This window comes from Rhizobacter sp. P5_C2 (assembly GCF_054049715.1).
Window position 1 is genome coordinate 68,540 of sequence record NZ_JBFULV010000008.1, and the last position, 12,488, is coordinate 81,027.

At 67.3% G+C, this 12,488-nt stretch carries 10 protein-coding genes; 5 read left to right on the top strand and 5 right to left on the bottom strand.

Annotation, left to right across the window (positions count from 1 at the left end; all coding sequences use genetic code 11):
- Window positions 1-40 precede the first annotated feature (40 nt).
- Both recG and ACXJLU_RS04570 read left to right on the top strand, forming a co-directional pair.
- Entirely contained in the window at window positions 41-2,131 is a 2,091-nt protein-coding gene (gene recG / locus ACXJLU_RS04565; RefSeq protein WP_457329288.1) for an ATP-dependent DNA helicase RecG, read from the top strand.
- Window positions 2,132-2,242: 111 nt separating this feature from the next.
- Window positions 2,243-3,454, top strand: coding sequence for a Yip1 family protein (locus tag ACXJLU_RS04570; protein ID WP_457329289.1), 1,212 nt, complete (start codon window positions 2,243-2,245; stop codon window positions 3,452-3,454).
- Window positions 3,455-3,470: 16 nt separating this feature from the next.
- On the opposite strand, the gene ACXJLU_RS04575 is transcribed toward ACXJLU_RS04570, so the two are convergent.
- A complete protein-coding gene (locus tag ACXJLU_RS04575; protein ID WP_457329290.1) occupies window positions 3,471-4,043 on the bottom strand; it encodes a hypothetical protein in 573 nt (190 codons plus the stop codon).
- 174 nt (window positions 4,044-4,217) lie between these two features.
- On the opposite strand from ACXJLU_RS04575, the gene ACXJLU_RS04580 reads away from it, so the two are divergent.
- The 3 genes from ACXJLU_RS04580 (at window position 4,218) to ACXJLU_RS04590 (ending at window position 6,383) form a co-directional block, all read left to right on the top strand.
- Complete coding sequence (locus ACXJLU_RS04580; protein WP_073467765.1) at window positions 4,218-5,138, top strand: LysR substrate-binding domain-containing protein; 921 nt, start codon at window positions 4,218-4,220, stop codon at window positions 5,136-5,138.
- 122 nt (window positions 5,139-5,260) lie between these two features.
- Entirely contained in the window at window positions 5,261-5,734 is a 474-nt protein-coding gene (locus ACXJLU_RS04585; RefSeq protein ID WP_143171714.1) for a Dps family protein, read from the top strand.
- A 31-nt stretch (window positions 5,735-5,765) separates the two neighbouring features.
- On the top strand, window positions 5,766-6,383 hold the full coding sequence (locus ACXJLU_RS04590; protein WP_457329325.1) for a DJ-1/PfpI family protein: 618 nt from the start codon (window positions 5,766-5,768) through the stop codon (window positions 6,381-6,383).
- Between the two features lie 6 nt (window positions 6,384-6,389).
- Here the strand turns inward: ACXJLU_RS04590 and ACXJLU_RS04595 are convergent, their stop codons facing one another.
- The 4 genes from ACXJLU_RS04595 to ACXJLU_RS04610 all read right to left on the bottom strand — a co-directional run bounded on the left by ACXJLU_RS04595 (window position 6,390) and on the right by ACXJLU_RS04610 (window position 12,486).
- Complete coding sequence (locus ACXJLU_RS04595; protein WP_457329291.1) at window positions 6,390-8,000, bottom strand: SpoVR family protein; 1,611 nt, start codon at window positions 7,998-8,000, stop codon at window positions 6,390-6,392.
- A complete protein-coding gene (locus ACXJLU_RS04600; protein WP_457329292.1) occupies window positions 7,997-9,274 on the bottom strand; it encodes a YeaH/YhbH family protein in 1,278 nt (425 codons plus the stop codon). The genes ACXJLU_RS04595 and ACXJLU_RS04600 overlap by 4 nt, the downstream gene beginning before the upstream one ends.
- A 24-nt stretch (window positions 9,275-9,298) precedes the next feature.
- Window positions 9,299-11,221: a PrkA family serine protein kinase gene (locus ACXJLU_RS04605; protein ID WP_457329293.1), complete on the bottom strand. Its 1,923-nt coding sequence runs from the start codon at window positions 11,219-11,221 to the stop codon at window positions 9,299-9,301.
- Window positions 11,222-11,592: 371 nt separating this feature from the next.
- Complete coding sequence (locus ACXJLU_RS04610; protein ID WP_073467761.1) at window positions 11,593-12,486, bottom strand: ParB/RepB/Spo0J family partition protein; 894 nt, start codon at window positions 12,484-12,486, stop codon at window positions 11,593-11,595.
- Between the last annotated feature and the right edge of the window lie 2 nt (window positions 12,487-12,488).

Sequence of the window (12,488 nt, forward strand, 5' to 3'; positions counted from 1 at the left end):
CGGATTCTTCCACGGTCGGTCGACGCGGCAGAATCCGCGCATGCCCGGTCGCGCCGCCTCCTCTCCCAGCGAGTCCCCTGTCGAACCTCCTGCCGCCGTGCCCGTGCGCGAAAAATCCGCCCCGCAGAAGGCGATGGAGAAGCTGGGCCTGGTGCGCGACATCGACCTCGCGCTGCACCTGCCGCTGCGCTACGAGGACGAGACCCGCATCACGCCGATCGCATCGCTGCGCGACGGCGACAACGCGCAGGTCGAAGGCATCGTGCGCGAGTGCGAGATCCAGTTCCGCCCGCGCCGCCAGCTGGTCGTCAAGATCGACGACGGCACCGAGGAACTCTGGCTGCGCTTCCTGAACTTCTACCCGAACCACCAGAAGACGCTCGGCGTCGGCAAGCGGGTGCGGGCGCGCGGCGAGGTGCGCGGCGGCTTCTTCGGGCGCGAGATGGTGCACCCGAATTTCAAGGGTGTCGACGACGGCACGCCGCTGGCCGAGGCGCTGACGCCCGTCTACCCGACCAGCGCGACGCTGCCGCAGGCCTACCTGCGCAAGGCGGTGGCCTCGGGGCTGCAGCGCGCCGACCTGTCGGAGATCGTGCCGCCGGCCTTGCTGCCGCCCGGGTTGATGAGCCTGCGCGACGCGTTGCGGTTCCTGCACCACCCGACGCCCGACGTGAGCCTCGCCACGCTCGAGGACCACAGCCACCCGGCGTGGCAGCGCCTGAAGTTCGAGGAGCTGCTCGCGCAGCAGCTGTCGCAGCTGCAGGCCAAGCAGGAGCGGGCGCTGCAGCAGGCGCCGGCCTTCACGGTGCATGCCGGCGGCCTGCAGGAGAAGCTGCTCGCGGCGCTGCCGTTTTCGCTGACGCCGGCGCAGCGCCGCGTCGTCGAGGAGATCGCCATCGACCTGCAGCGCCCGGTGCCGATGCACCGGCTGCTGCAGGGCGACGTCGGCTCGGGCAAGACGGTGGTGGCCGCGCTGTCGGCCGCGATCGCGATGAACGAAGGCTGGCAGTGCGCGCTGATGGCGCCCACCGAGATCCTCGCCGAGCAGCATTTCCGCAAGCTGGTCGGCTGGCTCGAGCCGCTGGGCGTGCAGGTGGCCTGGCTGACCGGCAGCCGCAAGGGCAAGGCGCGGCGCGAGATGCTGGTGCGCGTGGCCTCGGGCGAGGCCGGGCTGGTGGTCGGCACGCATGCGGTGATCCAGGGCGAGGTCGAGTTCGCGCGGCTGGGGCTGGCCATCATCGACGAGCAGCACCGCTTCGGTGTCGCGCAGCGGCTCGCGCTGCGCGCCAAGCTGCAGCAGGGCGCACTGGAGCCGCACCTGCTGATGATGAGCGCGACGCCGATCCCGCGCACGCTCGCGATGACGGTGTTCGCCGACCTCGACGTCAGCACGATCGACGAGCTGCCGCCCGGGCGCACGCCGATCGTCACCAAGGTGTTCAGCGATGCGCGCCGCGGCAACGTGATCCTGACCATCGCCGACGAGGTGGCACGCGGCCGGCAGGTGTACTGGGTGTGCCCGCTGATCGAGGAATCGGAGACGCTGGACCTGCAGAACGCGACCGCCACGCACCAGCAGCTGTGCGAGGCGCTGCCGGATGAAATGGTCGGCCTGCTGCACGGCCGCATGCCGGCGGCGGAGAAGGCCGCGGTGATGGCGCTGTTCACCGCGGGCGAGATGAAGGTGCTGGTCAGCACGACGGTGATCGAGGTCGGCGTCGACGTGCCGAACGCCTCGCTGATGGTGATCGAGCATGCCGAGCGCTTCGGGCTGAGCCAGCTGCACCAGCTGCGCGGTCGCGTCGGGCGCGGCTCGGTCGCGAGCGTGTGCGTGCTGGTCTACACGGCGCCCTTGTCGCCGACCGGCAAGGACCGGCTGCGCGCGATGGCCGAGACGAACGACGGCTTCGAGATCGCGCGGCGCGACCTGGAAATCCGCGGGCCGGGCGAGTTCCTCGGCGCGCGGCAGTCGGGCGCGCCGCTGCTGCGCTTCGCCGACCTCGCGCTCGACGAGGCGCTGGTGCACCGCGCGCGGGCCGTCGCGACGCTGTTGCTGGCGCAGCATCCGCGCATCGCCGAGCAGCACGTGGCGCGCTGGCTGGGCGGCAAGGCCGAGTACCTGAAGGCCTGAAGGTCTGACGGCACGAGGCGGCGCGGGCATCCCCCTAGTTTCTGGCGCCCTGCCAGCGGAACGCGCGGGATAGCATCCGCGCGGCACCATCAACCGCGGAGGGCCTGCCCCATGAACCTGATCCAGCGCGTTCAAGACATCCTGCTGAAGCCGAAGCAGACCTGGCCGGCGATCGATGCCGAGCCGGCGACACAGGCCTCGATCTACAAGGGCTACGTGCTGATCCTGGCGGCGATCCCGCCGGTCGCGTCGTTCCTCGGCCTGATCTTCATTGTCGGACCGGGGTTCTGGGGGCTGTCGACGCTGGTGCTGGGTTATGTGCTGGCGCTCGTGAACGTCTTCGTGCTGACGCTGATCGTCGACGCGCTCGCGCCCAGCTTCGGCGGCACCAAGGGGCAGGTCAGCGCGCTGAAGCTGGTGGCGTATGCCAGCACCGCCGGCTGGGTCGGTGGCGTGTTCCACCTGGTACCGGGGCTGTGGATCCTGGGCATCATCGCGTCGCTGTATGGCATCTACCTGATCTACCTCGGCCTGCCGGTGCTGATGAAGTGCCCGCAGGACAAGGCGGGCGCGTACACGGCGGTGGTGATCGTCTGCGCCATCGTGATCTACATCGTGCTGGGCGCGCTGACGGCGATGGGCGGGCCGATGCGCGTGGGCTCGTGGGGCGGTTGGGCCGGCTCGCACGGCAGCGCGGTGACGATCAAGACGCCGGGGGGCGAGATCAAGGTCGACACCGCGAAGATGGATGACCTCTCGAAGAAGTTGGAAGAGGCCGGCAAGCGCATGGAAGAGGCGCAGAAGTCAGGCGACCCTGCGGCGACCGGCAAGGCGATGGGCGAGATGATGGGTGCGCTGACCGGCGGCAACGGCCAGCCGATCGCGCCGGCCGACCTGAAGGCGGTGCTGCCCGAGGCGCTGGGCGAGCTGAAGCGTGAATCGATCGAATCGCAGGGCGGCCAGGCGATCGGCATCGCCAGTTCGATGGCCAAGGCCTCGTATGCCGCGGCCGACAAGCGCGTGCAGCTGACGATCACCGACCTGGGCGGCACGGCCGGCCTCGCGGCGCTGGCCGCCTGGTCCGGCATGACGATGGACAAGGAGACGGCCGAGCAGGTCGAGAAGGTCTACAAGCAGGGCGAGCGCACCGTGCGCGAGGAGTACCGCAAGGACGGCAGCCACGGCGAGGTGACGGTGTTGCTGACCAATGGCGTGGTCGTCGAGGCCAAGGGCCAGCAGGTCGATCTGGCGGCGCTGAAGAAGGCGCTCGAGGCCGTCGGCCTCGACAAGCTCGAAGCGGTCAAGCGCCCCGCGAAGGCCTGAGAGAAGCTGAGGCCGCTCAACTGCCGAAGTGGATCTGGTAGCGGGCGCCATCGGAAAACTGGCAGGCGCCGGTGCCGATGCCCGGCCCGGTGATCAGGTACTCGCACTGGGCATTCACGCCCTTGCCGCCATACGCGTTCGCGATGCCGCGGCGCCCGCTGAAGCTGCGCTGGTTCAGCCCCAGCACCTCGTTGTAGATGCGCCCGAACGCGGCATAGCTGTTGTCGACGCGGGTGCTCTCGCCCTGCATCGTGTCACCCAGGTACGACAGCGTGAAGCTGCCGCGGCCGGTGTTGTTGTCGACCACGACGGCCGTCAGCAGCCCGCCCTTGTTGGCCTGCGTGTTCAGCGGGTAAAGCCGGGCGTTCAGCACGGTGGGGGCGGGCGGTGCCGCGGGCGCGGGGGGCGTCACGACGGTCACGCTGGCGGGCGGTGGCGTATCGCCACGGGCGTCGCCGCGCTGGATCGGGTAGCCCTGGCCGGTGCGCGGGTCGATCGGCACGACGTAGCAGGCGCTGAGGCTGGCCGACAGCGAGGCCACGGCCAGCAGCGAGGCGGCGCTCAGGGCGCGTGAAGGGGGCTTGCTCATTCGGGGTCTTCCGGTGCGCGGCGGATGCCGCGGGCCGGAGAATCTGCTGGCGCTCCGGCCTTCGCAAGCGCCACAGCCCGGGGTATCGCAAGGTGATGCCGGCAGGCGCATGACGCGCGCCCGGGTGTCGGATATTCTTCCGTGCTTCTCCGTGCTGGGCTTGAGCGGGTTGCCATGACACTGACCGAACTGAGATACATCGTCGCCGTCGCCCGGGAGAAGCACTTCGGGCGCGCCGCCGAGGCCTGCTTCGTCTCGCAGCCCACCCTCAGCGTCGCGATCAAGAAGCTCGAGGAAGAACTCGACGTCAAGCTGTTCGAGCGCGGCTCCAACGAGGTCAGCGCGACCCCGCTCGGCGAGGAGATCGTGCGCCAGGCCCAGTCGGTGATCGACCAGGCGGCCGGCATCAAGGAGATCGCCAAGCGCGGCAAGGACCCGGTGTCGGGGCCGCTGCGCGTCGGCGTGATCTACACGATCGGCCCCTACCTGCTGCCCGACCTGGTGAAGCAGGCGATCGAGCGCGTGCCGCAGATGCCGCTCGTGCTGCAGGAGAACTTCACCGCCCGGCTGCTCGACATGCTGCGCACCGGCGAGCTCGACTGCGCGATCATGGCCGAGCCCTTCCCCGACACCGGCCTCGCGATCGCGCCGCTGTACGACGAGCCCTTCGTCGTCGCGCTGCCCAAGGACCACCCGCTCGCCAAGCGCAAGCGCATCACCGCCGAGGAACTCAAGCAGGAGACGATGCTGCTGCTCGGCACCGGCCACTGCTTCCGCGACCACGTGCTCGAGGTCTGCCCCGAGTACGCCCGCTTCTCGAGCGATGCCGAGGGCATCCGCAAGAGCTTCGAGGGCTCGTCGCTCGAGACCATCAAGTACATGGTGGCGTCGGGCATGGGCATCACCGTGGTGCCGCAGCTCAGCGTGCCGAAAGACCAGCAGCCGCACGTGCGCTACGTGCCGTTCGCGACGCCGGTGCCGACGCGGCGCGTGGTGCTCGCGTGGCGCCGCACCTTCACGCGCTACGAGGCGATCGCCGCGCTGCGCAACGCGATCTATGCCTGCCCGCTCGAAGGCGTCAGCAGAGTGTCATGAGGGGCCTTTGAAGCCTGACTAGACTCGAACCCGAATTCACCTTGTTTCCCGGAGATTCCCAGATGGCGAAGAAGACCAAGACCGCATCCGTTCCCGCAGCCGCGACCGCCCCGAGCGGCGGCATGGGCATCCACATCGGCATCAGCGACAAGGACCGCGCGGCGATCGCCGGTGGCCTCAGCAAGCTGCTGGCCGACACCTACACGCTGTACCTGACGACGCACAACTTCCACTGGAACGTCACCGGGCCGATGTTCAACACGCTGCACCTGATGTTCATGACGCAGTACACCGAGCTGTGGGCCGCGGTCGACCCGGTCGCCGAGCGCATCCGCTCGCTCGGACACCCGGCCCCGGGGTCGTATGCGCAGTTCGGCGCGCTGGCCTCGATCAAGGACGCGCCGGCCGTGCCGCCGAAGGCGCTCGAGATGGTGCGCATCCTGGTGCAGGGCCACGAGGCGGTGGCGCGCACTGCACGCAGCCTGTTCCCGCTGGCCGACAAGGCCGGCGACGAGCCGACCGCCGACCTGCTGACCCAGCGCCTGACGGTGCACGAACAGACTGCGTGGATGCTGCGCAGCCTGCTCGAAGAGTGAACGGGCCGGCGCGATGAACGGCCCCACCGCGGTGCGAGCGGCGATCGTCACCTTCGACGGCTTCAACGAGCTGGATTCGTTCGTCGCTCTCGGCTTGATGAACCGGCTGCGGCCGGCCGGCTGGACGGTCGAGATCGCCGGCCCGAGCCAGCGGCTCACGTCGATGAACGGCGTGACGATCGAGACGCAGCAGCCGCTGGAGTTCGCGAACGAGGCCGACATCGTGCTGTTCGGCAGCGGCATCTACACGCGGGCGATCGCCGAGAACAGCGCGCTGCTGGACCGGCTGCAGCTGGATCCGCTGCGCCAGCTGATCGGCGCGCAGTGCTCCGGCACGCTGCTGCTGGCGCGGCTGGGGCTGCTGGCCGACATTCCGGCCTGCACCGACCTGACGACCAAGCCATGGGTGGTCGAGGCGGGTGTGCGGGTGGTCGATGCGCCGTTCCATGCGCGCGGCCCGATCGCGACGGCTGGCGGCTGCATGGCCTCGCAGTACCTCGCCACCTGGGCGATGCTGCGGCGCGCCGGTGTCGATGCGACGTCGAAGGCGCTGCACTACGTGGCGCCGGTGGGCGAGAAGGAAGCCTACGTCGACAAGCTGATCAGCACCGTCCGCGCCTTCATCCCGCCCGACGAACTGCTGCTCTGACGGGCTTCAATGCGAGGGCGCCGGCACCGACCAGCGCTTCTGCACCTCACCCGCCGAGTTGACGCTCTCCATGTGCACGCCGAAGCCCCACAGCCGGGCGGCGTGCTTCAGCACCTCTTGCGCGTTGTCGTGCAGCGGCCGGTCGTTGTGCTGCGCATGGCGCAGCGTCAGCGAGCGGTCGCCGCGCAGGTTCACGCTCCAGACCTGGATGTTCGGCTCGCGGCTGCCCAGGTCGTACTGGTGCGACAAGGCCTCGCGCACGCGGCGGTAGCCGCTCTCGTCGTGGATGGCCGAGACCTCCAGCTCCTTGTCCTTCTCGTCGTCGACGATCGCGAACAGCCGGAACTCGCGCATCAGGTTCGGCGACAGGTACTGGCCGATGAAGCTCTCGTCCTTGAAGTTGCGCATCGCATGGTCGATGGACTCGAGCCAATCGGTGCCCGCCAGCTGCGGGAACCAATGGCGGTCCTCGTCGGTCGGTTTCTGGCAGATGCGCTTGATGTCGGTGTACATCGCGAAGCCGAGCGCATACGGGTTGATGCCGTTGTAGCCGCGGTCGCCGACACGCGGCTGATACACCACGTTGGTGTGCGACTTCAGCCACTCGATCATCATGCCGTCGCTCAGGTGGCCGTCGTCGTACATGGTGTTCAGCAGCGAGTGGTGCCAGAACGTGGCCCAGCCCTCGTTCATCACCTGCGTCTGGCGCTGCGGGTAGAAGTACTGCGCCACCTTGCGCACGATGCGCACGATCTCGCGCTGCCACGGCTCCAGCAGCGGCGCGTGCTTCTCGATGAAGTACAGCAGGTTCTCCTGCGGCTCTTCCGGGAAACGCCGCGACTCGGCTTCCTCGAGCGCGGTCTTGTCGGCCTTGCGCGGCAGCGTGCGCCACATCTCGTTGATCTGGCGCTGCGCATAGGCCTCGCGGTCCTTCGCGTCGGCCAGCTCCTGCGCGAGCGACTTGCGGCTCGGCCGGCGGTAGCGGTCGACGCCGTGGTTCATCAGCGCATGGCAGCTGTCGAGGAAGTTCTCGACCGCCTCCAGCCCGTGCCGCTCCTCGCACTCGGTCACGTAGTTCTTCGCGTAGACCAGGTAGTCGATGATCGACGACGCATCGGTCCACATGCGGAACAGGTAGTTGCCCTTGAAGAAGCTGTTGTGCCCGTAGGCCGCATGCGCGATCACCAGCGCCTGCATCGCCATCGTGTTCTCCTCCATCAGGTAGCTGATGCAGGGGTCGGAGTTGATGACGATCTCGTAGGCCAGGCCCATGTGGCCGCGTCGGTAGTTCTTCTCGGTCGAGATGAACTCCTTGCCGTAGCTCCAGTGGCGGTAGTTCACCGGCATGCCGACCGACGCGTAGGCGTCCATCATCTGCTCGGCGGTGATGATCTCGAGCTGGTTCGGGTAGGTGTCCAGGCCGTAGCGCTCGGCCGTGGCCTTGATCACCTCGTGGTAGCGCTCGACCAGCTCGAACGACCAGTCGGTGGGCGAGGGCAGCGGCGCGTGCGCACGTTTGGGCGCGGCCATGTCGGACGCGCGGCGTTTCGGGGAAGCGGTCAGCATCTGGTTCTTGCGCCTCTCGGCGCCCCACGGTGGAGTGACTTGGAGGTTCATGTCGGTGCACCCTCCTTCTTGAACAGGTCGCGGAACACTGGGTAGATCTGCGAGGCCTCGGTCACCTTGCGGATCGCGAAGGCCTTCGCGTCGGCGGCCAGCGCCGAGTACTCGTCCCACAGGTTCTGCTCTTCCTCGGCCACCTGCACATAGGCGAAGTAGCGGCACAGCGGCAGGATGTTGTTGGCCAGCAGCTCACGGCAGCGTCCGCTGTCGTGGTGCCAGTTGTCGCCGTCGCTCGCCTGCGCGCCGTAGATGTTCCATTCGCTGGTCGGGTAGCGGGCCCGGGCGATCTCTTCCATCAGCACGAGCGCGCTCGACACCACGGTGCCGCCGGTCTCGGTCGAGTGGAAGAAGTTCTGCTCGTCGACCTCTTGGGCCTGCGTGTGGTGGCGGATGAAGACGATGTCGATCTTCTCGTAGTGCCGCGTCAGGAACAGGTACAGCAGGATGAAGAAGCGCTTCGCCAGGTCCTTGCGCGCCTCGTCCATCGAGCCGGACACGTCCATCAGGCAGAACATCACCGCCTTCGAGGTGGGCACCGGCACGCGCACGCGGCTGCGGTAGCGCAGGTCGATCGGGTCGAGGTAGGGGATGCGCTTCAGGCGCGCGCGCAACGCTTCGATCTGCAGTTCGAGCGGCGGGATCTCGTGCGCGAACGGGTTCGGGTGCGGATGGCGCTTCAGCTGCACCAGCTGCGCCTCGAGCTCGGCCAGTTCGTGCCGCGACTCCGCGCCGAGCGCGATGCGCCGGCCGATCGCGCCGCGCATCGAGCGCACCACGTGCAGGTTGTTCGGCGTGCCGTCGCTGCTGTAGCCGGCGCGGTGGGTCTTGAACTCGGGCGTCTCGGCAAGCGTCGTGCGGGCGAGGTTGGGCAGCGCCAGGTCGTCGAAGAAGACCTGCATGAACTCTTCCTTGCTGAGGTGGAAGACGAAGTCGTCGTCCCCCTCGCCGGAATCGCTCGCCTGCCCGCCCCCACCGCCGCCCCCGCCGCCCTTGGGGCGCTCGATGCGGTCGCCGCGCACGTAGTCCTGGTTGCCCGGGTGCACCATCTCGCGCTTGCCGCCCTGGCCGTGGCCGAACACCGGCTCGGCGATGTCGCGCTTCGGGATGTGGATGTCCTCGCCCTGCGCGATGTCGCGGATGCCGCGCCCATCGACCGCGCGCTTGACCGCCTCGCGGATCTGGTCCTTGTGGCGGCGCAGGAAGCGCTCGCGGTTGCCGATGGACTTGTTCTTGCCCGCCAGCCGCCGGTCGATGATCTGCTGGAGCATGTGGACCTTTCGTGGGTCGTCAGATCACGAACTCTTGCGCACGCGCAGGTACCACTCGCAGAGCAGGCGCACCTGCTTCGAGGTGTAGCCCTTGGCCACCATGCGGGTCACGAAGTCCTCGTGCTTCTTGGCCTCGTCAGCGCTCGCCTTCGCGTTGAAGCTGATCACCGGCAGCAGCTCCTCGGTGTTCGAGAACATCTTCTTCTCGATCACCGTGCGCAGCTTCTCGTAGCTCGTCCAGACCGGGTTGTTGCCGGCGTTGTTGGCGCGGGCACGCAGCACGAAGTTGACGATCTCGTTGCGGAAATCCTTCGGGTTCGCGATGCCGGCCGGCTTCTCGATCTTCTCGAGCTCGGCGTTCAGCGAGCCGCGGTCGAACACCTCGCCGGTGTCGGTGTCGCGGTACTCGTGGTCCTGGATCCAGTAGTCGGCATAGGTGACGTAGCGGTCGAAGATGTTCTGGCCGTACTCGCTGTAGCTCTCGAGGTAGGCGGTCTGGATCTCCTTGCCGATGAACTCGGCGTAGCGCACCGCCAGGTGCTCCTTGATGAACGCGAGGTACTTCTGCTCGGTCTCGGCCGCGAACTGCTCGCGCTCGATCTGCTGTTCGAGCACGTACATCAGGTGCACCGGGTTCGCGGCGACCTCGGTGCTGTCGAAGTTGAAGACCTTCGACAGGATCTTGAACGCGAAGCGCGTCGAGACGCCGCTCATGCCTTCATCGACGCCGGCGTAGTCGCGGTACTCCTGGAAGCTCTTCGCGCGCGGGTCGGTGTCCTTCAGGTTCTCGCCGTCGTACACCAGCATCTTCGAATAGAGGCTGCTGTTCTCGGGCTCCTTCAGCCGGGTCAGGGTCGCGAACTGCGACATCATCTTCAGCGTGCCCGGTGCGCAGGTGGCCGCAGCCAGCGACGAGCCGCGCAGCAGCTTCTCGTAGATCTTGACCTCTTCGCTGACGCGCAGGCAGTACGGCACCTTGACGATGTAGATCCGGTCGAGGAAGGCCTCGTTGTTCTTGTTGTTGCGGAACGCCTTCCACTCGCTCTCGTTGCTGTGCGCGAGCACGACGCCGTCGAACGGGATCGCGCCGAAGCCTTCGGTGCCCTTGTAGTTGCCTTCCTGCGTGGCGGTCAGCAGCGGGTGCAGCACCTTGATCGGCGCCTTGAACATTTCCACGAACTCGAGCAGGCCCTGGTTCGACAGGCACAGGCCGCCGGAGTAGCTGTACGCGTCGGGGTCGTCCTGCGCGTAGGTCTCGAGCTTGCGGATGTCGACCTTGCCGACCAGCGACGAGATGTCCTGGTTGTTCTCGTCGCCCGGCTCGGTCTTCGCGATGCCGACCTGCTTGAGCACCGACGGGAAGCGCTTGACGATGCGGAACTTGCGGATGTCGCCGCCGAACTCGTCGAGCCGCTTGACGGCCCACGGCGACAGGATGCGCTGCAGGTAGCGGCGCGGGATGCCGTATTCCTTCTCGAGGATCGCGCCGTCTTCGACCGCATCGAACAGGCCGAGCGGCGATTCGTTCACCGGCGAGCCCTTGATCGCGTAGAACGGCACCTCCTGCATCAGCGACTTCAGCCGCTCGGCGATCGACGACTTGCCGCCGCCCACCGGGCCGAGCAGGTAGAGGATCTGCTTCTTTTCCTCCAGCCCCTGCGCGGCATGCCGGAAATACGACACCACCTGCTCGATGGAGTCTTCCATGCCGTAGAACTCGGCGAAGGCCGGGTAGATCTTGATGACCTTGTTGGCGAACAGACGGGACAGGCGCGGGTCGTTGCGTGTGTCGATGGTCTGTGGATCCCCGATCGCCTGGAGCATGCGCTCGGCAGCGGTGGAATAGGCCACGGGGTTGCGCTTGCACTCGGCGAGGTACTCTTCGAGCGAGAGTTCCTCTTCACGGGTGCGCTCGAATCGCGCTGCGAAATGGCTGATCACGTCCATGCTGACCTCCTAAGACATCGGGATGGCGACAGCGAAGGGGCCACCTTCGCTGCCGTCTGGGGAAGTTCTGATGAAGTCCCGGGTGAGGGCTCCATCAGAGCTTTCCTTCAAAGGTCAGCTCATTTCGTGATTCAAGCTTGCGTCATTTTGGGATGTCGTGTGCGTGGAGATGTGGTGAAAAACGCCCGCTGTTCAACGCTTCGATGAGATGAAGGTGTACAGCAAATAGTGTGCCCCCGTCTGTTGCAGCGTGTCACCCACCTGAGTGGATGATGCATGCAATGAGCCGTTTGCGGCCGGGGAAGTTCCTGATGCGGGGCTCAGGGATTTTGCGGACAACCGCGTGTCGATCGGCATGTCAGGTGCTGTTCTCAGGTGTTCGTCAGTCCGAGCTTGTCGAGCAACCCATTCAACTCCTCCAGCGAGCCGAAGGCAATGGCGACTTCGCCTTGTTCGCCGCGCTTGGTGCGTTTCTTGACGCGAATCTCGACCTGCGCGGTCAATGCATCGGAGAGTTCTTCCTCGATGCGCGCGATGTCGCGCGGCTTCTCTTTCGGCACGCGCAGCAGCGGTTGCTGGCGCGACGAGCCCATCTTCGTAACGAGCTTCTCGGCCTCGCGCACGCTGAGTTTCTTCGCGACGATCTCGGCGGCCCCGATGATCTGGTGCGCGCCGTCGAGCGGCAGCAACGCGCGCGCATGGCCCATGTCGAGGTCGCCGGCCATCAGCATCTGCTGCACCGGCTCGGCGAGATTCAGCAGGCGCAGCAGGTTGCTCGCCGCGCTGCGCGAGCGGCCGACGGCCTGCGCCGCCTGCTCGTGCGTGAGGTGGAACTCGTTGACCAGGCGCGCGATGCCTTGTGCCTCTTCGAGCGGGTTCAGGTCTTCGCGCTGGATGTTCTCGATCAGCGCCATCGCCGCGGCGGCTTCGTCGGGCACCTCGCGCACCAGCACCGGCACCTCGTCGAGGCCGGCCAGCTTCGCGGCCCGCGTGCGGCGTTCGCCGGCGATGATCTCGTAGCGGTTGGGTGCGACCGGCCGCACCAGCACCGGCTGCATGATGCCCTGCGCCTTGATGCTCTCGGCGAGCTCGTACAGCGAGCCTTCGTCCATGCGGGTGCGCGGCTGGTACTTGCCGGGCTGCAGCTGGGTCAGCTTCAGCGTGCGCGGCGTGCCGTCGTTGACCGGAACGGGGTTGTCGTTGACCGTGGGGCCGAGCAGTGCTTCGAGGCCGAGGCCGAGGCCTTTGGGTTTCTTGGTTGCCATCC

Excerpts from the sequence above, each read along its gene's own strand:
- ACXJLU_RS04575 (WP_457329290.1), bottom strand. The coding sequence starts at position 4,043 with ATGAGCAAGCCCCCTTCACGCGCCCTGAGCGCCGCCTCGCTGCTGGCC.
- ACXJLU_RS04600 (WP_457329292.1), bottom strand. The coding sequence starts at position 9,274 with ATGCTCCAGCAGATCATCGACCGGCGGCTGGCGGGCAAGAACAAGTCC.
- ACXJLU_RS04585 (WP_143171714.1), top strand. The coding sequence starts at position 5,261 with ATGGGCATCCACATCGGCATCAGCGACAAGGACCGCGCGGCGATCGCC.
- ACXJLU_RS04610 (WP_073467761.1), bottom strand. The coding sequence starts at position 12,486 with ATGGCAACCAAGAAACCCAAAGGCCTCGGCCTCGGCCTCGAAGCACTG.
- recG (WP_457329288.1), top strand. The coding sequence starts at position 41 with ATGCCCGGTCGCGCCGCCTCCTCTCCCAGCGAGTCCCCTGTCGAACCT.
- ACXJLU_RS04570 (WP_457329289.1), top strand. The coding sequence starts at position 2,243 with ATGAACCTGATCCAGCGCGTTCAAGACATCCTGCTGAAGCCGAAGCAG.
- ACXJLU_RS04580 (WP_073467765.1), top strand. The coding sequence starts at position 4,218 with ATGACACTGACCGAACTGAGATACATCGTCGCCGTCGCCCGGGAGAAG.
- ACXJLU_RS04595 (WP_457329291.1), bottom strand. The coding sequence starts at position 8,000 with ATGAACCTCCAAGTCACTCCACCGTGGGGCGCCGAGAGGCGCAAGAAC.
- ACXJLU_RS04605 (WP_457329293.1), bottom strand. The coding sequence starts at position 11,221 with ATGGACGTGATCAGCCATTTCGCAGCGCGATTCGAGCGCACCCGTGAA.